We start from the raw sequence: 23,524 nt of genomic DNA on the forward strand, positions 1-23,524 counted from the left end.
CCTTATGCTATTAGTTAGCTGAGAAAGCTTCCGCATCCTTGATCGTTTCAGGAACTGTCACTTCACCGCTAGTAATTTTCTCTTTCCATTCATCTACTTTTTTCATGACTTCATCTTTGTTGGAAAGTTCTGCATTTAATTCAGCAAGCCCAACGCCGTCTTCTTTAAGACCGTAAAGGATTTGTTCTCCGCCTGGGAAGTTTCCTTCTTTGGCTTTAGTGGATAGATCCACAACAGCGTTATCAACGCGCTTAAGTGCAGATGTAAGAATGATATTATGATCTCCTACTTTACCTTCTGCAGATTGATCAGAGTCAACGCCGATCGCCCAAAGTTCACGTGAAGGATCTTTTTCTTTCAAATCGCGTGCTTCTTTGAATAAACCATTACCCGTTCCACCAGCTGCGTGGAAGATTACATCTACATCTTGAGTGTACATTTTAGACGCGATTGTTTGTCCAAGTTCAGCTTTGTCGAAAGCACCTGCATAGTCTGCAACGATTTCTGCATCTGGATTGACCGCTTTAACACCAGCAATGAAACCAGAGTGGAAGCGTTCAATTACCGGAATTTCCATACCACCGATGAATCCGATTTTGTTCGTTTTAGTCGCAAGTCCTGCTGTCACTCCAGCAAGGAAAGAAGCTTCCTGCTCCTTGAACATGATGCTTGCAACGTTTGGTTGATCCACTACTGCATCAACGATTGCGAAGTGTGAATCTTTTTGTTGTTGTGCAATTTCAGTGATCGCACCTTCCATAAGGAAGCCGATACCATATACTAAGTCAAAGTCTTGACGAGCTAATTTGTTTAAGTTTGTAGCGTAGTCAGCATCAGATTGTGACTGTAAATAGTCAAATCCACCCTTACCTTTTTCCATGTCGTTTTCTTTACCAAAGGCTTTCAGGCCTTCCCAAGCAGATTGGTTGAATGATTTGTCATCCACCCCACCAACATCTGTAACCATTGCTACTGTAAATTGATCTTCTTTCTTGCCTTCACCACTAGATGCACCATCTTTGTCCTCGCTTGTTCCACAAGCACCTAATAATGTACCTGCTGCCAGAACAAATGATAACGCTAAACCGAATTTACGTTTTTTCACCTAGAGTACCCCCTATTATTGTAATAAATTAGTAGTAAGATGAATTACTGTTATACGCGCTTTCTTAATACCTGGAAGCTAAATTTGTCTGATCGGAAATAGTTTACAGAATACAGGATCGGCTCATCGTTTTCATCAAAGTGCATTTGCTTTAAAACGAGTAAAGCCGTTTCCGGTTCGCAATTTAGAATAGGGGAGATTTTATCGTGATATCCCATTGGTTCAATTTGTGCCACAGCATGGGTAATTCTCTTATTCTCCCGTTTTTCTAAAACGGTGAAAATCGAATTATCCTCATGGGTGAAATTCCTCGGCATGACTTTCTCGGGAATTTTGTCCACACAATATACAACCGGTTCCCCGTTTGCAGTTCGAACCCTTTCAATGAGGATCACGTCGTCCTCTTCATTGCAAGTAAACCTCTTCACATCATCCTCAGTAGCTTCTTGAGTTGTTGAGCTTAAGAAAATGGTCCCTGGCTCCATACCAGCCTGCTTGATCATGTTCGTTACACTGTTCAGCTGCTCAATACCCGAAGTAAAGAGCGGCTTGGCGTTTACAAATGTACCTACACCATGACGTCGTACGATGACACTTTCTTCCTCAAGAATTCTGAGAGCTTCCCTAAGAGTAGCCCTACTTACACCTAGTTGTTTGGAAAGATCGAATTCAGATGGGAGTTTTTCTTTTTCTTTGTATATTCCCGCCTCGATATCCTTCTTCAAACGGTCAATTACTTGTAAGTATAAATGCCGATTGTCTGTTTTTATTGTCACTGGAACCACCACCACATTTTCTCAAGACATCAGACCTCTGATGTATATCTTTCCTACTAATCGAAAATACTATAACACTTTTCTTTTGATAAATAAATAGCATTGTGTGATTTTGTCGAAAAAAATGATTAGAATGACAATTTAGAATCCTTTTCTGTAAAAATATTGATAAACTAGTTCAATAAATGGGCTTAAATGGTATATATTAACTACTTTTTTACAGTCAGATCGATTTCCGTTATCATTTTTTACATACTCTCAACAAAGCCATTACACTTGTAAACGCTTTTAATAGTATAACACATTCGTGGATAAACCCGTATCACTTTTATTAAAGCGTTTTCAAATGATGGATTTTCCTCCTTTCTACACAAAAAAAAGGTATGTTACCCCATCCGATATGAATAGAGTAACACACCTTTTATTATGAACTTTGCTCTTCTGATGGTTTCCCGACAAGGACGGTTCTGGGTTTACTGCCTTCATAAGGGCCTACGACTCCCCTTACTTCCATCTCATCGATTAATCTCGCGGCTCTTGTATAGCCGATCCTGAATCTTCTTTGAAGCATCGAGACGGATGCAGTTTGCATTTCCGCGATCAACTGGACGGCATCATGGTATAACTCGTCTTCCGCTTCACCTGACTTCTCATCCTCAGGCACTTCATCAGGAATCATTTCTTCCTGATATTGAGCCTTTTGTTGAGAGATGACAAAATCAACGATTTCTTCTACTTCTTCATCTGATAAAAATGCACCTTGCACCCTAGTGGGCTTGGATGCCCCAACAGGCATGAAGAGCATATCTCCCCTTCCCAGTAGCTTTTCAGCACCACCGGAATCCAGTATCGTTCTGGAATCGGTTTGGGACGATACGGCGAAGGCGATCCGTGACGGGATATTTGCTTTAATGACTCCTGTTATGACGTCTACCGATGGACGCTGCGTTGCAATGATAAGATGGATCCCGGCAGCACGTGCCATCTGTGCAAGCCTGGTGATGGCATCCTCCACGTCGCTCGAGGCTACCATCATGAGATCCGCCAGCTCGTCTACAATCACTACGATATAAGGTAGCAAAGGCTGTTTATCTTCATTTTCTATATTCTGTCTCTTAACGTAGTCATTGTAACCTTCAATATTCCTCGTTCCCGTATGAGAGAATAACTCATATCTGCGCTCCATTTCGCTTACAACTTTCTTTAATGCCTGGGAGGCTTTCTTGGCATCTGTTACGACGGGAGCCAGGAGATGTGGAACTCCATTGTATACGTTCAGTTCAACCATTTTCGGATCAATCATCATCAGCTTTACTTCATGGGGCTTTGCCCTCATGAGAATACTCGTGATGATTCCATTGATACATACACTCTTACCGCTCCCTGTTGCCCCCGCTACCAGTAAGTGAGGCATTTTATTCAGCTCAGCGAGTACCGCTTCACCGGTAATATCCCGTCCTAAGCCAATCTGCAGCTTTGCTTCCGGTTTGTTATGCTCCTTCGCTTCAAGTACCTCCCTCAGGGACACCATAGCTACTTCTGAGTTCGGAACCTCAATACCGATGGCCGATTTACCCGGTATCGGAGCTTCAATCCGAATATCTTTCGCTGCAAGGGCCAAAGCCAGATCATCACTCAGGTTGACGATCCTGCTTACTTTCACCCCTACATCTGGATGTACTTCATATTTTGTGACTGCAGGACCAAGGTGGACTTGTGTCACTTTCGCCTTTACCCCGAAGCTTTGAAATGTTCTTTCAAGCTTAGCTGCGTTGGCATGAATCAATTGATACTCGTTACTCTGATCCGTTTTTCTCGGTGTTTTTAATAAAGAGATTGAAGGAAGCTTGTAATCTTTATTTTCCACTTCCGTAAAGGTGATTGGCGGGGCTGCTTCTGCTTCACCTTCCATATCGCCCTCTTTTCCTGATTTAGAAGCCTCTTTATCGTTACTTGTCCCGGCTCCTGAAGAGGCGGGGTCTTCTTTTGAGTGTGTACCGCCATATGCACGCTCTGCGAAATTCGAGATGATCGGTTCCCGCGTTTCTTCTTCCTCGGGAAGCACTGGTGCAGCCGATTCTTCTTTTCTCAATGGTGCATCTTGCTTTTTCTTCTCTTTTACTTCTTTTTTCTTGGATTGCTCTTCTTTCCAGTCGCTCATATCCTGTTTAAATGCTGACCATTGTCCACTCATGAACGCACCAAAGCGTTTCCCTGCTCTTCCAAGTACGTCCCCAATGGATTTACCGGTGACAAGGATGATGCCGATCATAATGAAAGTTGCGCTGACGATCCTCGCTCCCTGGGAGTCAAATAGAAAGTAGGAAACCGCAAACAGGATGCTGCCGATCATTCCCCCTCCAAGATCGGACGTACTGGATTCACCGTTTACGTCCATCCAATATAAATCCCACGTATTCATGATCACACTGGGATTATCGAATGAACCGCCATTTGAAAGGAGATCAAATAATTTCACATGACTTAATAGGAGGAAACTGGCAATGATGATGTATAACCCGACAAGTCTCCTGCTGAACAACATCGGCACCTCTCGTTTAATCATCAGGTACCCCGCTACATACAGCATCCATAGAAGGGCAATCATATACCATTCTCCCAGGAAGAAACGATAAAAATAGACAAGTGCCTTTCCAACGGCTCCAAGCTCTATGATGGATATCAGGCTTAATGCGGCCAGGATCAATCCGATGATCTCATACTTGATTGTCTGTTTTAGTGCAGAGCCGGTTTGAGAGCGTTTTTTTCTTTTTTTTCGTTTTGCCAAACCATTCACCTAAATTCTGTTGAAGTCTATCTGAATTATGTACTAAAAGATGAAGAAAGGGCTGACCCTTTGGGGCAATGTATGTGCCTAAGGTGTCAAACCCTTCCCGTGTACTTTTGGTATCTACTGTCTTCTCAGTAATATTATATCATACCCACTATTTCGGGAGTATCCTCTTCTTGAATTAGTTGAGATATTCACCTGGGCAGATTTGATCATTTAAGTAATGGGCCGGATCACTGCTCATGACCCTGATGATTCGATAATTGTTTTTCTCCTGCTGCACTAGAAGGGGAACGCCTTGATAGTTTATCATCATTTGCCCGCTGAATTCACTTTCATCGGTCGGGAACACCATATCATTGGGAACCATTGTGTAGAGGATCATTGCACCAACCCCTCTTGTGAATCTGCATGCTTCTTCATCTCGATCAATTCATTGATCTTTCTGATTGCCGAACCGATGCCGCCGATCCCATCGATCAATCCGTACTCCACGGCATCATCCCCCACCACATTCGTACCTATATCCCTTGTGAGGTTCCCTTTTGCAAACATAAGGTCTTTAAAATCCTCTTCCGTGATATTACTGTGTTTGGTGACAAAGCTGACCACCCGATCCTGCATTTTATCCAGATACTCAAATGTTTGGGGCACACCTATGACTAAACCGGTTAATCGAACGGGGTGGATCGTCATGGTAGCCGTACTTGCAATGAAAGAGAAGTCGCAAGATACAGCAATTGGAACCCCGATGCTATGTCCTCCCCCAAGTACGACGGAAACAGTAGGTTTGGATAATGAGGCTATCATTTCGGAAATGGCCAGACCCGCTTCTACATCTCCCCCCACCGTATTCAGAATCACAACCAGCCCTTCGATTTTGGGATTTTGTTCAATGGCCACAAGCTGGGGGATGACATGCTCATACTTTGTTGTTTTATTCTGAGGCGGAAGCTGCATATGTCCTTCTATCTGGCCCACAATGGTGAGGCAGTGAATATTGGAGTCTTGAGAAAGTTGTGGAACATTCGTTTGACCCAGCTGTTGAATCTTTTCCATCAATCCAGACGGCTTGTCTTTCTGATCATCCTGTCCTTTGTTCGGCTCATCCTGCATATGTTCACGATTTTGTTCCATGAAAACATCTCCTTTTCATTCCCATTCTCTTGTTATTATTTTAATATGGGAGTGTTTTCATACTTTATTCTTTAAGTTCAAATAAATATGAGGCTATTTGTTCGTAACAAATAGCCTCACACTTTATACTTCCATGATGATCGGTAAAATCATTGGTCTTCTTCGAGTTTTATTAAAAAGGAAATAATTTAGTTGATCCCGGATGTCCTGCTTGATCGCTGTCCATTCAAATGATCCTTTTTGCAGATAGGAATGAACCACATCCGTCACGATTCCCCCTGCCCCTTCGATCAATTCCTCAGACTCCCTCACATACACGAATCCCCTGGAGATGATTTCAGGCCCTGAGACGATGGATTTCGATCTTCTGTTGATGGTGACGACGACGGTAAACACACCGTCTTCCGATAATAATTTACGATCACGAAGTACAATATTCCCTACGTCGCCGACACCGATTCCATCGATCAATACATTACCCGCCTGAACACGGCCGCTCATTCTCATCTTCCCATCTTTGTATTGAAGCACGTCTCCCCTATCCATGATAAAGATCTGCTTATAAGGAAGACCGGTATCATGGGCGAGCTGAGTATGAGCGACGAGCATTTTATATTCACCCTGGATGGGAATGAAGTACTTCGGTTTCATGATATTCAACATGAACTTCAAGTCTTCCTGACTCCCGTGACCTGACACATGAACTTTTTTCGACGCGGTTAACACATTTGCCCCGGCTCTATAAAGCATGTCGATCGTCCTGCCGACAATCACTTCCATGCCTGGGGAAGGTGTGGCGGTAATGAGGACCGTGTCACCCTCTTCAATGTTCACAAGACGATGGGAACGCTTTGACATCCGTTGAAGGGCTTCAAACGGTTCCCCTTGAGTGCCTGTGGCTATGATGAGGACTTCATCTTTAGGATAATTCCCCATTTCGTCAATTCCAATGATCATTTCATCCCTGACATGAAGGTATCCGAGTTTCAAGGCCACATCATAGACTCTCTTTAAGCTCTTCCCGACCACAGCCACTTTTCGATTATTCTGCTCAGCTGCATCGAACACCTGCTGAAGACGAATTAAATTCGAGGCGAAGCATGCCACGATCACTCTCCCTGAAGCTTTACGCAAGGCGTTCGTGATATGTTGTTCGATAACCGACTCTGATGTTGTAAACCCTGGTCTCTCGGCCTCTTTACTATCAGACAACAAACAAAGGACACCTTTCTCACCGATTTGTGCCATCTTGCCTAAATCCGGCCGGTAAAGATGTTTTGCCGATTGATCGAACTTGAATTCCCCTGTATGGACGATGACTCCTTCAGATGTATGTATGCACACCCCGACTGAATCAGGGATGCTGTGTGTGGTTTTAAAGAACGTAACATTCACCCCGTCAAACGTAAGATAGCTATCAGAATGAATCGTATAGAACTTCACATCATCCCTGATATGGTCATCCTTCAAACGTGCCTTTACGAGTGCATTCGTTAAGCGTGTTCCATAGACCGGAGCCTTGATCTTTGTTAATACATATGAAATCGCACCAATACTGTCTTCATGTCCATGGGTCAAGAAGATCCCTTTTACCCGTTCTTTATTTTCAATCAAATATTGAATGTCAGGAATGACGATATCGATTCCAAGCATTTCATTTTCCGGAAACATAAGTCCTGCGTCGATCACGAATATTTCATGGTCGACTTCTATCACGTACATGTTCTTGCCTATCTCTCCCACTCCCCCGAGTGGTATCACCTTAATGCTTTCATTCTTTATCTTACTCACCATTATGTCCTCCTATGCTGTTCCTTCCCCGATCTTCAATCAGTTATATTCATTATACTTGATACCATTTTGGTAGTACAACCAATTTTATCCTTCATGTTCAGGATTAGGAAAAAGACTGCAATCATTTATTCTACGTTACTATTTCGATACGCTAAGAATAAATCCTTCTTCTTTTGAATAATTGTCTTTCAAGTAACCAAACGGATTTCGCCCTGTAATAAAAAAAGACCGCGAAGGACGTATCTTCACAGTCTTAAGGATATAGTATATGCATTCAATTAAGATAACGCTTCGAGCAAGTGAGACAGTTTTGCTCTTTCTACTTCTGTTAAGGGGATCAACGGCAATCGCACAGAGCCAACGTCCAGGCCTTTCATCTGAAGGGCTGTTTTGACCGGAGTGGGATTCGGGCTGGTAAACAGGCCGTTCATGATTGGAAGGAGCTTTTGGTGCTGCTGTGCTGCATGGATGATGTTCCCTCCTAAAAAGGATGTGACCATCTCCTTCATCTCATTTCCGATGACATGGGAAGCCACTGACACAATCCCCGCCCCGCCAATGGATAATACCGGCAGGGTTAGGCCGTCATCACCACTGTACAACATAAAATCATCAGTCGTATGGGAAATGATTTCAGTCATGCTGGCCAGATCCCCACTTGCTTCTTTCACAGCAACGATGTTCCCGATCTTTGAGAGACGTATAATCGTTTCAGGTGAGACATTGACGCTTGACCTGCCCGGAATATTATACAGCATGACAGGTAAGGAAGTTGACTCTGCAATCATCTTGAAATGCTGGTACATCCCCTCCTGACTCGGCTTATTATAATAAGGCGCTACAAGCATGATGGCATCGACGCCTGCCTCCTCCGCCTTCTTTGTAAGTTCGATCGAAGCATGGGTGTTGTTGCTTCCCGTCCCGGCAATGACCGGAATTCTGCCATTCACCACTTTCACCACGTGACGGAATAGTGCAATCTTTTCTTCTTTCGTTAAGGTGGGAGACTCCCCAGTAGTGCCTGCCACTACTAATGAATCGGATCCATTCTCGATCAGATAATGGATTAATTGCGTCGTTTTAGTAAAGTCAATATTTCCTTTACGGTCAAATGGTGTAACCATCGCCGTAGAAACTCGGCCAAAATTCAATCTAGTCACTCTCCTCGTAAGTTTATCCCACTTTGAATGTAGCATTTCTTTCTTGTAATTGGAATGTATCATGAAGGGCATTGATGGCATTGATCAAGTCCATTTCCTTCACCAGAACCCAGATGGTCGTATGACTGTCTGCTGATTGAAGTATACGGATCCCTTCGTTCGACAGGGAAGAAACAATTGCAGAGGTCACTCCGGGGACACCTGTCATCCCCGCCCCCACTACTGAGATCTTAGCACACTCCGACTCTATAATGGGGTTATGCCCTATCTTACTTAAAACACTGATTGCATCATCCGCTACCGAAGAACCCACCGTGTACACGACACCTCTCGGGGAAATATTGATAAAATCTACGCTGATCCCCTCTTTCGCCATGGCTTTGAACACTTCAGCCTGAAGATTGTACTGATCTTCCTTAGCGAATACTTTAATTTGGGTGAGGTTGGATACGTGAGCGATCCCTGTTACTGGGTGGCTCCTGAACTCTTTATGGGCCCTCGTATTTTCCAGGGTCGTCACAAGAGTGCCTTCTCCAGTTGAATAGGTCGAACGAATCCGTATCGGCACATTCGAATTCATGGCAATTTCAACTGCCCTCGGATGTATGACCTTGGCTCCCTGATATGCCATATTACACACTTCGTTATATGAAACGACGGTTATCGGTCTTGCCTTGGAAGAAATGCGGGGATCCGCAGTCATGACCCCTTCCACATCTGTGAAAATATCGATGTAGTCCGCTTTTAATGCTACCCCAAGTGCAGATGCGGAGGTATCACTCCCCCCTCTGCCGATGGTTGTCACATCCCCATCCTTGGTCGCTCCCTGAAAGCCTGCCACTACGACGGCATCATGATGTTCCAGTTCCCTTACCAACCGGCTGCATTTCATCTCTATAATTTTTGCATTGTTAAAATCGTTATTCGTCCGGAACCCCGCCTGGGCTCCGGTCAGGGCTGTCGAACGGATACCATGTTCGAGGAGCATATTGGAAAAGACCAGACTCGAAATGATTTCTCCACAGGATAATAAAAGGTCCTGCTCCCGTTTACTGATTGAAGTGTTTCTGCCGCCGATTAAGGACAACAGTGAATCCGTGGCGTAGGGTTCACCTTTTCTTCCCATTGCTGAAACGACTACCACCACTTTATACCCTTTATCAATTGCTTGTTTCGTGTGGGCCATTGCCTTCAGGCGACTTGCCTCATCACGTACAGAAGTTCCACCAAATTTTTGAACGATCACTTTCATGACTACACCTCGTTGTCATATTCAAGAGGTATCTGGAAAACGATTAGTGGAATTATGCAGATTAATAGCTGAGATGATCCCTCTTCATTACTTAATTAGCCCCAGATTCATTAAACTTTCTGCGATTTGAACAGAATTCCAGGCAGCTCCCTTCAGTAAGTTGTCAGACACAACCCACATATGGAATCCCCTGTCTTCATCAAGGTCTTTACGGACGCGACCTACAAATACATCCGGCTTACCTACGGCATGAGCAGGCATCGGATAGATTTGTTCTTCAGGTACATCTTCCAGGGTTACCCCGGGTGCATCTTGAAGAAGTGCGTGGATATCTTTCACCGTAACAGAGTCCTTCTCAATTTCAATATATACACTTTCGGAGTGACCTGTTACAACCGGTAATCTGACACACGTCGCTGAAACCTTTAGAGAAGGCATATGCATGATCTTTTTCGTTTCATTGATCATTTTCATTTCTTCGAATGTGAAGCCATTGTCCTGAAATGTATCAATTTGAGGAATGGCATTATAAGCAATCTGATAATGTTTTTTGTCGCCTTTTACAGGTAACACACCCGGTTCAAATGATTCACCGGATAAAATGGCCTGTGATTGCGCGTGGAGTTCATCAATTGCCACGGCACCGGCGCCTGAAACGGCTTGATAAGTGGATACGATAACTTTCTTCAGGCCATACTGCTGGCGGATCGGTTCGAGTGCAGCAACCATTTGAATCGTCGAGCAGTTCGGATTGGCAATGATTCCATTGTGAAGCTTGATGTCCTCTTCATTCACTTCCGGGACTACAAGTGGAACATCCGGATCCATGCGATATGCACTCGTATTGTCGACTACGACCGCCCCGCGTTTTACGGCTTCAGGAGCAAGAAGTTTGGATACACTCCCACCTGCACTAAATAAAGCGATGTCAACCCCATCGAAACTTTCAGGCTTCGCTTCTTCAACCGTCCATTCTTTTCCTTTAAATATGACAGTGGAACCCGCAGAACGTGCTGATGATAGTAAAGTCAATTGTTTTATTGGAAAATCCCTTTTTTCTAATGTTTGTAGCATTTGTTGTCCTACGGCACCGGTGGCACCCACAACAGCTACATGAAATCCCGTTGTATTCAAAATCTTCTCTCCTTCCAACCATTCAATATTCTCATAGTAAAATAGGTAAGTTAATTTAGTCTATTACTATATTAAAGAATATTTTAACATAAACAATTATTCGACAATAGGATTTTTTATTGATGATTCCGGGTTCGTCTATCTTTACATGCATGAAAAGAAGGTCATCTGAATTTCCCGGGCGATGACCTTCTTCTTGAATTAATCTAAATATCTTTCGATGACGACGGGTTGAAGCTGATGTCCTTCCATCGCCGCTTCGATCGTCTCTTGAATCAATGTCATTCTGGCAACCATCGATTTTGGTTTACTTTCAGGTGCATCCTGCCCAAAGGGAATAAAATAAATATCTTTCGTTGAAATTAATCTCATCAGATTTATTCCATTTAATCCCAGAGCATCATTTGTGGAAATCCCGAGGACTACAGGGCGGTGGTTACGCAGTGTTGCTTTGGCGGCCATTAACACAGGGGAATCGGTCATTGCATTGGCAAACTTACTCATAGAATTACCCGTTAAGGGGGCAATCACCATGCAATCCAGTGGAATCTTTGGACCAAGGGGTTCTGCCTTGACGATTGAATCGATCACTTTATGACCGGTTACGTCTTCGATTCGTTTGATCCAATCTTCTCCTTTACCGAATCTTGTTTCCGTATTCATAACGGTAGATGTCACAACGGGCATGACTTCCGCTCCATTATTCACTAATCTCTCGATTTCAGGGAACACTGCATCGTAGGTACAATGAGATCCTGTGAGACCAAACCCGATACGTTTACCTTTCACACTCATGTTGAACTCTCCTTTCCTAAATCAAAATCTTCTTCTAATAATTGACAAAGAACATTCGCCAGGATCTGCCCTGCCGTTTTCGGTGCTACGATTCCTGGGAGCCCCGGGGCTAACAATGCTTTAATCCCACGTTTTTCTGCATAACGAAAATCTGTACCGCCAGGCTTTGAAGCCAAATCGATAATTAATGTATGAGCAGGCATTTTGGCTATGATGCCAGCCTTCACTATGGGCACTGGAATTGTATTAATACAAATATCACAATTCTCAACCTCTTTTTCCAAATCATCTAAGTGGAATGGCACTAACCCCATTTCGGTCACCCGGGCCAAGTGCTCACTCTTGCGCACTCCGACCTTCACCCTTCCCCCTAAATGATGAAACGTCCTGGCTACACTCATACCCACTCTGCCGAGACCCAATATCACGATGTCGGAACCGTGGATCGTAAAGTCTGTATGTTGAATAGCCATCATAATCGTTCCCTCTACTGTAGGGATGGAATTATAGATGGCAACGTCGTCTCTTTCAAACAACTGAACAAGTTTGCGGTTCGTTGAAGACATGATTTGATCCAAGTACGCATTACTAATTCCTGAATAGATCGTACAGTGCTCTGGCGTTTCAGATACAATTTCTTCCGTTAATACGATTTTTTCATTTGAAAAAATCGTATCTATTTCTCCTTGTAGATTCGTGCCGGGTACAGGTAGGATAATGGCATCCATCACTGAAAAGTCCACTTCACCCAGTTTTTCCTTCGTAGCCCCTGTAAAGGCATGATCTAGTTGTTCAAAACCTACGAGTGATATTCTGGCATCCAACTCCGTAAGCTTACGAATAATCTCAAGTTGACGAGCATCTCCGCCTAGAACTGCGATCTGCATTCCGGTCAGCATCACTGATTTCACCTACTTTTTACATAATCGCTATTCTAAATCCCTTTTCACTTCAACAGTGTATGTAGCACATACCCAATGGGTGAGAAGAAAAGCAAGTATGGACGGTTTTAGAAAAGCAGGCAAAATAAAAAACGGGTCAGGACCCGTTTTCGTATTGCTGTAGTAACCATTAGTCATCCGAAACTTCCAAAATGATCATATCTGCCCCGATTGTCCGGATCTGATGCCAGGGAACCCGGATTTCTCCCCCCTGCTTCCTCAGCCATTTCCCGGTAGGGATGATCAGCGCATTGATGCTGCCTGACTTATCATTAAATTCAAGATCTGTCTGACCCAGAATGCCAAGCCGTTCCGCTTTTTTATAATCAACGATTTCTTTCCCGCTTAACTCACTTAACCTCATGATTCTGTCCTCCTAAAAATAGCTATGTAATACAATGTATACACTGTCCACATTTTTTAGAAGAAGAACTTATCGTTCCATAAAAAAAGCAGACCTCTCTTGGTCTGCTTTTTCCGGTTATTTTTTCATATTTTGAGGCAGGTTCCCAGCCGGGCTGATGAGTGAAGAAGCATAGTCATCTGTGAAGATTTCCAAAGCGAGACGATTGACTTTATCCATGGTCACTCCATCGATTTCTTCGACGATTTCATCGAGGGTCCGGTGTCGTTTCAGCAGTAATTCATTCTTTCCGTTCCTGCTCATACGGCTATTGGTGCTTTCTAAACTCAACATAAGATTACCTTTTAATTGCTCTTTGCTGTTTTGCAATTCTTTCGAGGTAATCCCCTCTCCTTTAAGAGTTACTAGTGTACTGTCGATGGTATCGAATAATTCATCTAATTGATTGGCCCCTGTCCCTCCATAAATGGTTACCATCCCGCTGTCTTCGTAAGCAGAGTGATAGGAGAATACAGAATAAGCGAGTCCTCTCTGTTCACGAACCTCCTGGAACAGGCGGGAAGACATACTGCCACCCAATACGTTATTCAACACAATCAAGTTGTAAATGTCAGGATGACCGATTTCGAGACCATCGAAACCTAAGCATAAATGGGCCTGTTCCGTATCTTTCTTACGGGCAAGCTTATTGTAATGAAACGCAGGTTTGATCCTCTCTTCCGGACCTTTTCCGCCTTCATATGAACCGAATAACTTTTCAACCTCTTTGATGAATGTCTCGTCCACATTTCCTGCAACGGACACCACTACCTGGTCCGGTGTGTACATGTCATGCATATATTCCTTCAATTTTGACTGATTAAATGTATTCAGTGTACCTTCCGTTCCCAGGATAGGATAGCCCAGTGGATGCTCTTCATAAACTGCCTTACTAAGTAAATCATGTACTATATCGTCAGGAGTATCTTCATACATTTTTATTTCCTCATACACTACATTTTTTTCCTTATTTAACTCCTCTTCTACATATGTGGAGTTGAAGAACATATCTGAAAGTGTATGTAATGCGTAATCTGCATGATTGTCCAATACTTTTGCATAATAGCACGTATATTCCTTTGAAGTAAATGCGTTTACCTGTCCACCTATGCTGTCAAAGGACTCGGCTATTTCACGTGCAGTCTTGGTCTTTGTGCCTTTAAAAAACATATGCTCAAGAAAATGGGAGATCCCATTATTTTGTTCGGTTTCATTTCGCGAGCCTGTTCCAATCCAGACCCCTATTGCTACGGAACGAACGTGTGGAATTTCTTCCAGTACGATTCGCAATCCATTTTGACATGTATATTTCTTAATCAAGAAAGTTCCTCCTATTCATGATGTGAAGTTACTGCTTCTTCTTACTATTTCCTTGTTGTGATGAATTATCTGCCTCTTCTACGATTCTCTCTTCTTTCACTAAACTTGAAATCGTACCTAGCCTCAAATTTTTTTCTTTTATTTGAAGAATCAGTGTGTTCAATGAATTGGCTGTTGAAGCTGTAGGATGCATGAGTACAATCGCCCCTTTGTGCATTTTACCCATTACACGTTCAATTAGCACATTGGGTTGTGGTTTTTGCCAGTCAATCGTATCAACACTCCACATGATCGTCCTCATTTGCATGTCATCTGCAATTTTTACAACTTCATCCCTGTAGCTGCCGCTTGGCGGAGCAAACCACTTTACTTTTTCACCTGTGGTCACTTCAATCATTTCATTTGTTTTTTTCAATTCTTCTTTTACCTTGCTGGCTTCAAGTACCTTCATATCAGGATGGGAATATGAATGATTCCCCACCTCATGTCCCGCATCCACGATCATCTTCGCCAAATCCGGGTTATTCTTCACCCATCTCCCCTCTAGAAAGAACGTAGCATATACCTGATGCTTTTTCAAAGTTGCAAGCATATCAGGGATGTATTCATTTCCCCACGCTACATTGATTATAAAGGATACCATGGGCTTATCAGGATTCCCACGATAGACAGGAGAGGCAGGTAAATCAGGTAAATGCTTTTCAGGAGGGATTTGTTTGTAAACCAGCTTGTCTTCATCAAATGATTTTTCTTTCTTCATATTTTGTAAGGACGCCTCTACGTCTACTTTCAATCCATTATATCCAGGTGTAGCTTTCCAAACGGTATCTATCACAGCATCCTGAGCCGGTATCTCTCTTGATTTGGCTTCCTCTTTTATCATACGGGTAAGATCGTTTGTGTTGTTTCCCCCACTCACTACTACTGCCTCTTTTTTTAACCCGGTCACATACTGATCTGTTAGAGGATTCTCCACTGCTACTAAAGTCAGAATAGCAATTAGACTAATTCCAATCAAGTATTTTTTTTCCATCCCTGTCCACCTTCCTTCTCCTACAAACATATGTAAGAAAAGAACAGGGTAGAACATGCTGCATAAAGCTCGTCGAACAGATAAAAAAAGCCGTCCCGGAGGAGAGTTTGCTCCCTACAGGACAGCCTGCCAATCTTAAAAGATTAACCCTGGTTTTGTTCTTCCTTTTCACGCTGTTCTTTAAGAACTGCTTTTCGTGATAAGTTGACTCTTCCTTGGTTATCGATATCCAGAACCTTTACAAGGATTTCGTCACCGATCGCCACTACATCTTCAACCTTGCGGATACGTTCTTCTGCAAGTTCAGAAATATGAACAAGTCCATCTTTACCACTGAAGATTTCTACAAATGCACCGAATTTCTCAATTCGTTTCACTTTTCCAAGATACATTTGCCCAGCTTCGACTTCTCTTACGATATCTTCAATCGTTTTCTTAGCTACTTTATTCATCTCTTCATCAGTAGAGGAGATGAAGATCGTTCCGTCCTGCTCAATATCAATCTTAACGCCTGTTTCGTCGATGATCTTATTGATCTGCTTACCACTTGGTCCAATGACATCGCGGATTTTATCAGGATTAATATGCATGGTCAGGATCTTCGGAGCGTATTGGGACAGACTCGTTCTTGCTTCACCGATTGTTGCTAACATGCTGTCAAGAATCTGCATTCTTCCTTTTTTAGCTTGTTGAAGTGCTTCTTCAAGAATTTCACGGGATAATCCATCAATTTTGATATCCATTTGAAGAGCAGTTACACCTTTAGAAGTTCCAGCAACTTTAAAGTCCATGTCACCAAGGTGATCTTCCATTCCTTGAATATCTGTCAGGATGGAGTAATTTTCACCAGATTTGATAAGCCCCATTGCTATCCCGGCTACAGGTGCTTTAATTGGAACACCGGCGTCCATCATTGCGAGGGTACTTGCACAAATACTTGCTTGAGAAGTTGAACCGTTGGATTCGAGGACTTCTGAAACAAGACGAATGGTATAAGGGAAGTCTTTTTCATTTGGAATAATTGGATCCAGAGCCTTTTCTCCCAATGCTCCGTGTCCGATTTCACGACGACCAGGTCCTCTGATCGGTCCTGTAGAACCTACACTGAATTGAGGGAAATTATAATGGTGCATGAATCGTTTTGATTCTTCGATCCCAAGACCATCAAGCACCTGAACATCTCCTAAAGCACCCAGCGTACAAATACTTAGCGCCTGGGTTTGTCCACGTGTGAATAGTCCAGAACCATGAGTTCTTGGCAATAAACCAACCTCAGAAGACAGTGGACGGATTTCATCAACCTTACGGCCATCAGGGCGTACTTTATCTTCAGTGATCAGTCGGCGAACTTCATTTTTCACAAGCATATCCAATACCTTTTTCACTTGTTTCAAGGTAGCTTCATCAGCTTCCTTCTCTTCTTCATAAACGGCCATCACTTTATCTTTAACATTTCCAATTGCTTCTTCACGAGCATGCTTCTCTTGAACTTGAATGGCAGGAATCAATTCACTTTCACATAAGGAACGAACCTCTGCTTCAACGTCTTGATCCAATTCAACAAGTTGAATTGCAGATTTCTCTTTACCGACTTTAGCGACGATTTCTTCCTGGAAAGCAACCAGACGCTTAATCTCTTCATGACCGAACATGATCGCTTCAAGCATTGTCTCTTCCGGAACCTCATTTGCTCCCGCTTCTACCATATTGATGGCATCTTTCGTACCAGCTACAGATAAATGAATCTCACTCTTCTCCAATTGCTCAACAGAAGGGTTAATGATGAATTCTCCATCCACAAGTCCAACAATGACTCCTGCAATCGGACCTTCGAACGGAATATCTGAAACCGAAAGCGCTAATGAAGAACCAAACATAGCAGCCATTTCGGATGAACAATTTTGGTCCACACTCATCACAATGCTGATTACTTGAACTTCATTACGAAATCCATCTGCGAACAATGGTCGGATGGGACGATCTATTAAGCGGCTCGCCAGGATGGCTTTCTCACTCGGACGGCCTTCACGTTTAATGAAACCTCCAGGGATTTTACCCACTGCATATAATCTCTCTTCATAGTTAACGGTTAATGGGAAGAAATCCAAAGGTTTTGGTTCTTTCGAAGCTGTAGCACTGCTAAGTACCGCAGTATCTCCATAACGTACCATTACCGCTCCATTCGCTTGTTTGGCAAATTGGCCAACTTCGACCGTCAATTCTCTTCCGGCCCATTCGATGGAAAAGGTTTGTTTAGTTTGTTCCATAAAGTGTACCCCTCTCTTTATATATCACTAAAAGGTTCGGCCTGTACCCAACCCGGATAAACATAAAATTAATCTATATCATGCACATATGCGCTGTTATATTCGTTTATTTGAATCCCTGCTGACTATGTAAATACAGGATGTTGTATCACTGCGGATGCTTCACCAATTAAACGAGGGTCTGCTATCCACTCAGTATACATATTATGTATTTTAGACAAAAACGAGTAAAATGAATACGTTAAATGATGAAAATGTATAAAAAGAAGTGGAGGATCATACAAAGATTTCCACTTATGAAAGCTAAAGAAAAAGCGGGACATAATCCCGCTTCCTTTGTCTGTTTATCGACGTAAACCTAATTTGTTAATTAACTCACGGTAGCGTTGTACATCTTTCTTACGTAAGTAAGATAATAGATTACGACGGTGACCTACCATTTTAAGAAGACCGCGACGAGAGTGGTGATCTTTCTTGTGAACGCGTAAGTGATCGTTCAGGTTGTTAATTTCTTCAGTTAGGACAGCAATTTGAACTTCTGGAGATCCAGTATCGTTCTCATGTACTTTGTATTCACTGATAAGTTCGTTTTTACGTTCTTTAGTGATAGCCATCCTTTTCACCTCCTAGTAATTTCTTTCAAATCCCCTGTTACTGAGCAGCCGTTGGTGAATCGTGATGCCAAGCAAAGGTTCATTTCATACGATATTTAGAATACTACTCTTTTGAATAAAAATCAAGTGTAATCCTCAATTTTTCGCAAAGTAGTCTATCGCCTGGTCTTTATCTTTCTGAATTTGGGAGATTAGCTCCTCTATTCCGGAAAATTTCTGTTCGTCCCTTATTCTATCATACCATTCAATGAATACTTCCTCTCCGTAAATGGAAGTGTGGAAATCAAAAAGATGCACTTCAATTGTCAAAGAATAATCATCCGGATTTTTAAAGGTCGGCTTGTACCCGATATTGCACACACCTTCAAACCATTTATCATGAATTTTCATCCTTACCGCATACACCCCCACCTTAGGGGTCAAGTAGTCATCAGAGAGTTCGATATTTGCTGTAGGAAACCCGATTTTCCTCCCTCTTTTATCTCCGTGTATGACCGTTCCCTTCATTTTGAATGGTCTGCCAAGAAGCTTTTTCACCCTGCAAACATCGCCCTCTTTAAGGTTTTCCCTTATTAAGGAAGAACTCACTTTCAAATCCAGGTCAGCATCTGTCAGCTTCGAAACGGTCGTGGAGGCAAACATATCGCGGGAATGGAATGGCAGGGTTTCCATCGTCCCCTTCCCCAGTCTGCCATATGAATAATCATATCCTGCTACAACATGCCTAACATTAAGGCCGATAATATATTGATCCACGAAGTCCTGCGGGGTCAGATTTGCAAATTCTGACGTAAACCGGACAATGAATAAATAATCCACACCGAGTTCCTTTATGATTTCTTTCTTATCTTCCAGGGGTGTTATGTAGTGTATATGCTTGTGTTTATGACCTAATACAACGGAAGGATGAGGATCAAATGTCATCACCGCGCTGCAAACGTCCTGTTCCTTCGCTTCTTCCACTGCTGCCCTGATCACCCTTTGATGGCCTTTATGAACGCCATCGAAATAACCCAGAGCGAGTACAAGTGGTGGAAATTCATTCTTACTAATTGAATGGGGATGATGTACAGTTATTACTTTCACAGTATTTCACCTTTTTCACTAGTCGTTGAAAAGCACTTTGACAGGCTTGATGATCCCAGGCTTGTCAGGATGCCTCTGATAGATGGCGATAGCCTTACCTTTATGCTCCATCACTACGGAACCGTCCTGCCAGTCCTCAGGCTCTTCAAGGCGTGCTCCGTTCTTCACTTTCTCTGCTAATGTATCACTAATTGTCATTTTCGGCAAATGAGAAAGCCCCATTTCCAGTGGAAGGAGAAGGTTTTGTGGATCCTCATTTTGAACAAACTCTTGAATCTGTTCGAACGTGATACAATCTTCTTTTCTAAAACAGGCTGATTGTGTTCGTGTAAGGGCGGACATATGAGCTGGATACCCGAGGCCATTCCCGATTTCAACAGCAAGTGTCCTTACATAAGTCCCTTTCCCACAAACCACCTCAAAGGCGAATGAAGGGTAATCGCCGGCTAACTCATTCCACTCCTCCAGCAATTGCAGCCTGTGGATATGTACAGTCCTTGAAGGTCTGTCTATTTCTATGCCCTGTCTCGCATATTCATATAACCGCTTTCCATTTACTTTAACTGCCGAAAACATGGGGGGCGTCTGGATGATGTCTCCGGTCATGCCCTGCAGGATCCCCTCAACCTCCATTCTCGTTATGATCCGGTCCACCTTCTTTTCTTCAACCTTCTCTCCCCACGCGTCTTCTGTTGTGGTGGAATATCCGATCGTGACTTCTCCTTCATAGGTCTTTCCGGATGCTGTTATATATTCCGCTATCTTGGTTGCCCTTCCGATGCAAATAGGCAGGACACCCGAGACTTCAGGGTCCAGAGTACCGGTATGTCCGACTTTCTTTGTTCTGAGGAGTTTCCTCAACTTAAAGACACAGTCATGGGACGTCAATCCCCTGGGCTTCCATAAGGGCAGGATTCCATTCATCTATATTACCTCCAGTATGCATTGTATTTGGTCCTTTCAAGTAAAAAAAATAAGGGCTGATCCTTTGGAATAGTCCTTCCGTCCGGATCAGCCCTTTCATATTACTCTTCTGTATCTTTAGACTCTTCTGGTTCATCTTGAACTTTTCTTAATAAAGATTCAATATGGTTACCATAATCAATCGACTCATCAAACTCAAAAATAATTTCAGGTGTTTTACGCAGGCGGATTCTCTGTCCTACTTCAGAACGGATGAAACCTTTTGCCTTGGCAAGACCTTTAAGCGTGTTCTCTCTTTGGTCTTCCCCACCCAGAACGGTAATATACACTTTTGCCTGTTGTAAGTCCCCGGATACTTGTACATCCGTAACCGTTACAAAGCCAATACGTGGATCCTTTATTTTTCGTCCGATAATATCGCTGAGCTCTTTCTTCATTTGCTCGCTAACACGATTCGCACGATGGCTCATCAATATCACCTCTTATATGTCGTTAATAATTATACGTTGATATAAGGCGTTCCTTATAGTGACTCGATTTGGGTTTCCAGTCGTTCCCACTCAGGAAAAGAATCCATGAATTTCAATGCATGTTCAATCTCTCTTTCACTCGCTCCCTTGGAAGAAGCGACAGTGACGATGGCAATCCTTGTACGCTGCCATACATCCTGATGCCCGATTTCAGATACCGATACATTGAATTTTTGTTTAAGGCGTGACATGACCCTTTGCAGGACAGCCCGCTTATCTTTTAATGAGTGAGAGTCATAAATCATGCACTCACATTCAACATATGTGATCATTTACGTGTAATTTCCTCCATGATGAAGGCTTCGATGATGTCGCCTTCCTTCACATCATTGAAGTTCTTGATCGTAATACCACATTCGTAACCTTTGGCTACGTCTTTCGCATCATCCTTAAAGCGCTTAAGTGCATCGAGTTCACCTTCGAAGATAACGATACCGTCGCGGATGAGACGCACTCCGCTATTACGAGAAATCTTACCTTCTGTTACATAGCTTCCCGCAATCGTACCAACTTTAGACACTTTAAATGTTTGACGTACTTCCGCCTGACCGATGATCTTCTCTTCAAATTCTGGGTCAAGCATCCCTTGCATTGCCGCTTCAATCTCTTCCATTACCTTATAGATGATTCGGTGTAATCGAATTTCTACGCCCTCTGCTTCAGCAGTACGCTTGGCATTGACATCTGGTCGCACGTTAAAGCCGATCACAATGGCATTTGAAGCAGACGCCAGTGTAATATCAGATTCATTGATCGCCCCTACACCTGTGTGGATGATCCGGATATTAACACCTTCCACCTCAATCTTCATTAACGAAGCGGCGAGTGCTTCAACCGATCCTTGGACATCCGCTTTAAGCACAAGGTTCAGATCCTTCATTTCTCCCTGTTTCATTTGCTCGAACAGGGTCTCAAGACTTACCTTTGACTTCTCTCCACGCTGGGCTTGAAGTGCTTGGGATGCACGCGCTTCACCAACGGAACGCGCTGTTTTCTCATCTTCGAATACGACGAAACGGTCCCCAGCTTGTGGAACATCATTCAATCCCGTAATTTCTACAGGAGCAGAAGGGCCGGCCTCTTTCACACGGCGTCCAAGGTCATTGACCATAGCACGGACGCGCCCGAATGTATTACCTACTACAATTGGATCCCCTACTTTTAACGTTCCGTTTTGAACGAGTAAAGTAGCAACAGAACCGCGGCCTTTATCCAGTTGAGCTTCAATGACTGTTCCTTGGGCAAGACGATTCGGATTCGCTTTAAGCTCCTCCACTTCACTTACAAGAACGATCATTTCAAGTAAATTGTCGATTCCTTCACCAGACAATGCGGATAATGGTACGAAGATTGTGTCTCCACCCCATGCTTCAGGAACCAATTCATACTCTGTCAGCTCCTGCATTACACGATCTGGGTTGGCAGCTTCTTTATCCATTTTATTCACAGCAATGATGATCGGTACTTCTGCTGCTTTCGCATGATTGATTGCTTCAACCGTTTGAGGCATAACACCGTCATCTGCAGCTACTACAATGATTGCAATGTCCGTCACTTTTGCACCGCGCGCACGCATAGTCGTGAAGGCAGCATGCCCCGGAGTATCAAGGAATGTGATTTTCTTTCCGTCTACATCTACTTGATAAGCACCGATATGCTGGGTGATCCCGCCTGCTTCCCCTGCTGTGACTTTCGTGTTACGGATGGAGTCAAGAAGCGTTGTTTTACCATGATCGACGTGACCCATGATGGTTACGACAGATGGGCGTTCTTCGGCTTGCTCTTTTGTATCTTCAGTGAAATATACTTCAAGATCGGTCGCGTCCACCTTGATCTCTTCTTCCACTTCTACTCCGTATTCCCCTGCAATCAATTCGATCGAGTCTTTATCCAGTTCCTGATTGATGGTTGCCATGACACCAAGCATGAATAGTTTTTTTATGATTTCAGATGGTTCTTTATGAAGCTTTTTGGCAAGTTCTGAAACTGTCAGTGATTCTGAGAATGTGATCTTAGATGGAAGCTCTTTTTTCTTAGCAGGCGTTTGCTGTTGAGGAGCCTGTTTGAAATTTTTGTTCTGCTTATTTTGTTTGTTGTTTCTGTTTTTGTTGTTGTTATTATTATTATTGAAGACCTTTTTCTCCTTTGATTGGTTTTGTTGATCGTGTTTTTTTCCTTCACGACTTTTCGGTGCTGTCTTTACTTTTTCCTTGTTTGGAGCTTCGTCTGACTTGGATGCACTTGATTTAGATTCATTAGCGGCTTTATTCCCTTGCCCTTTTGAATCAGCTTTGTACATCGAGTCCAATTTTGTTACCGCGTCATCTTCTATAGTTGCCATATGGTTTGATACCTCAATATTCAGTTGCTTTAATTTTTCGATCACATCTTTACTTGAAACATTGTATTTCTTTGCATATTCATATACACGCATCTTGCTCATATGTTCACCCCCACTGAGA

General features: G+C 43.1%; 21 protein-coding genes. All 21 read right to left on the reverse strand.

The window, feature by feature from the left end; genetic code table 11:
• Positions 1-10 precede the first annotated feature (10 nt).
• The 21 genes from AM506_RS00105 to infB all read right to left on the reverse strand — a co-directional run bounded on the left by AM506_RS00105 (position 11) and on the right by infB (position 23,505).
• On the reverse strand, positions 11-1,105 hold the full coding sequence (locus AM506_RS00105; protein ID WP_060669637.1) for a BMP family lipoprotein: 1,095 nt from the start codon (positions 1,103-1,105) through the stop codon (positions 11-13).
• A 50-nt stretch (positions 1,106-1,155) separates the two neighbouring features.
• The gene (locus tag AM506_RS00110) at positions 1,156-1,881 is read right to left on the reverse strand and encodes a GntR family transcriptional regulator (protein WP_060669639.1); all 726 of its coding nucleotides are present in this window, start codon (positions 1,879-1,881) and stop codon (positions 1,156-1,158) included.
• Between the two features lie 424 nt (positions 1,882-2,305).
• The gene (locus tag AM506_RS00115; RefSeq protein WP_060669641.1) at positions 2,306-4,669 is read right to left on the reverse strand and encodes a DNA translocase FtsK; all 2,364 of its coding nucleotides are present in this window, start codon (positions 4,667-4,669) and stop codon (positions 2,306-2,308) included.
• A gap of 184 nt (positions 4,670-4,853) precedes the next feature.
• Positions 4,854-5,057: a YlzJ-like family protein gene (locus tag AM506_RS00120; protein ID WP_060669643.1), complete on the reverse strand. Its 204-nt coding sequence runs from the start codon at positions 5,055-5,057 to the stop codon at positions 4,854-4,856.
• Entirely contained in the window at positions 5,054-5,788 is a 735-nt protein-coding gene (locus AM506_RS00125; protein ID WP_060670651.1) for a ClpP family protease, read from the reverse strand. Before AM506_RS00125 ends, AM506_RS00120 begins: the two co-directional genes overlap by 4 nt.
• 144 nt (positions 5,789-5,932) lie before the next feature.
• On the reverse strand, positions 5,933-7,600 hold the full coding sequence (locus AM506_RS00130; protein WP_060670653.1) for a ribonuclease J: 1,668 nt from the start codon (positions 7,598-7,600) through the stop codon (positions 5,933-5,935).
• A 281-nt stretch (positions 7,601-7,881) separates the two neighbouring features.
• Entirely contained in the window at positions 7,882-8,754 is an 873-nt protein-coding gene (gene dapA, locus AM506_RS00135; protein WP_268788360.1) for a 4-hydroxy-tetrahydrodipicolinate synthase, read from the reverse strand.
• A gap of 22 nt (positions 8,755-8,776) precedes the next feature.
• Positions 8,777-10,015: an aspartate kinase gene (gene dapG, locus AM506_RS00140; protein WP_060669645.1), complete on the reverse strand. Its 1,239-nt coding sequence runs from the start codon at positions 10,013-10,015 to the stop codon at positions 8,777-8,779.
• An 87-nt stretch (positions 10,016-10,102) separates the two neighbouring features.
• Positions 10,103-11,152 carry an aspartate-semialdehyde dehydrogenase gene (gene asd, locus AM506_RS00145; RefSeq protein WP_060670657.1) on the reverse strand — a complete coding sequence of 350 codons (1,050 nt, stop codon included), beginning with the start codon at positions 11,150-11,152 and terminating at the stop codon, positions 10,103-10,105.
• A 198-nt stretch (positions 11,153-11,350) separates the two neighbouring features.
• The gene (dpaB, locus tag AM506_RS00150; RefSeq protein WP_060669647.1) at positions 11,351-11,944 is read right to left on the reverse strand and encodes a dipicolinate synthase subunit B; all 594 of its coding nucleotides are present in this window, start codon (positions 11,942-11,944) and stop codon (positions 11,351-11,353) included.
• The gene (gene dpaA, locus AM506_RS00155; protein WP_060669649.1) at positions 11,941-12,843 is read right to left on the reverse strand and encodes a dipicolinic acid synthetase subunit A; all 903 of its coding nucleotides are present in this window, start codon (positions 12,841-12,843) and stop codon (positions 11,941-11,943) included. The genes dpaB and dpaA overlap by 4 nt, the downstream gene beginning before the upstream one ends.
• A 172-nt stretch (positions 12,844-13,015) precedes the next feature.
• Positions 13,016-13,249, reverse strand: a complete 234-nt coding sequence (locus tag AM506_RS00160) for a YlmC/YmxH family sporulation protein (RefSeq protein WP_060669651.1) — start codon at positions 13,247-13,249, stop codon at positions 13,016-13,018.
• Positions 13,250-13,366: 117 nt separating this feature from the next.
• Positions 13,367-14,608, reverse strand: coding sequence for a M16 family metallopeptidase (locus AM506_RS00165; protein ID WP_060669653.1), 1,242 nt, complete (start codon positions 14,606-14,608; stop codon positions 13,367-13,369).
• Between the two features lie 28 nt (positions 14,609-14,636).
• Positions 14,637-15,641, reverse strand: a complete 1,005-nt coding sequence (locus tag AM506_RS00170; protein ID WP_060669655.1) for a polysaccharide deacetylase family protein — start codon at positions 15,639-15,641, stop codon at positions 14,637-14,639.
• Between the two features lie 143 nt (positions 15,642-15,784).
• Positions 15,785-17,908, reverse strand: a complete 2,124-nt coding sequence (gene pnp, locus AM506_RS00175; RefSeq protein ID WP_060669657.1) for a polyribonucleotide nucleotidyltransferase — start codon at positions 17,906-17,908, stop codon at positions 15,785-15,787.
• 344 nt (positions 17,909-18,252) lie between these two features.
• On the reverse strand, positions 18,253-18,522 hold the full coding sequence (gene rpsO / locus AM506_RS00180) for a 30S ribosomal protein S15 (protein WP_034760125.1): 270 nt from the start codon (positions 18,520-18,522) through the stop codon (positions 18,253-18,255).
• 135 nt (positions 18,523-18,657) lie between these two features.
• Positions 18,658-19,608: a bifunctional riboflavin kinase/FAD synthetase gene (gene ribF / locus AM506_RS00185; protein ID WP_060669659.1), complete on the reverse strand. Its 951-nt coding sequence runs from the start codon at positions 19,606-19,608 to the stop codon at positions 18,658-18,660.
• An 18-nt stretch (positions 19,609-19,626) separates the two neighbouring features.
• Positions 19,627-20,532, reverse strand: coding sequence for a tRNA pseudouridine(55) synthase TruB (gene truB / locus AM506_RS00190; protein ID WP_060669661.1), 906 nt, complete (start codon positions 20,530-20,532; stop codon positions 19,627-19,629).
• Between the two features lie 101 nt (positions 20,533-20,633).
• Positions 20,634-21,002: a 30S ribosome-binding factor RbfA gene (gene rbfA, locus AM506_RS00195; RefSeq protein WP_060669663.1), complete on the reverse strand. Its 369-nt coding sequence runs from the start codon at positions 21,000-21,002 to the stop codon at positions 20,634-20,636.
• A 53-nt stretch (positions 21,003-21,055) separates the two neighbouring features.
• Entirely contained in the window at positions 21,056-21,334 is a 279-nt protein-coding gene (locus AM506_RS00200) for a DUF503 domain-containing protein (protein WP_060669665.1), read from the reverse strand.
• Complete coding sequence (infB, locus tag AM506_RS00205; protein WP_060669667.1) at positions 21,331-23,505, reverse strand: translation initiation factor IF-2; 2,175 nt, start codon at positions 23,503-23,505, stop codon at positions 21,331-21,333. The genes AM506_RS00200 and infB overlap by 4 nt, the downstream gene beginning before the upstream one ends.
• Between the last annotated feature and the right edge of the window lie 19 nt (positions 23,506-23,524).

Source organism: Rossellomorea vietnamensis, assembly GCF_001305855.1.
Lineage (GTDB): Bacteria > Bacillota > Bacilli > Bacillales > Bacillaceae_B > Rossellomorea > Rossellomorea vietnamensis_A.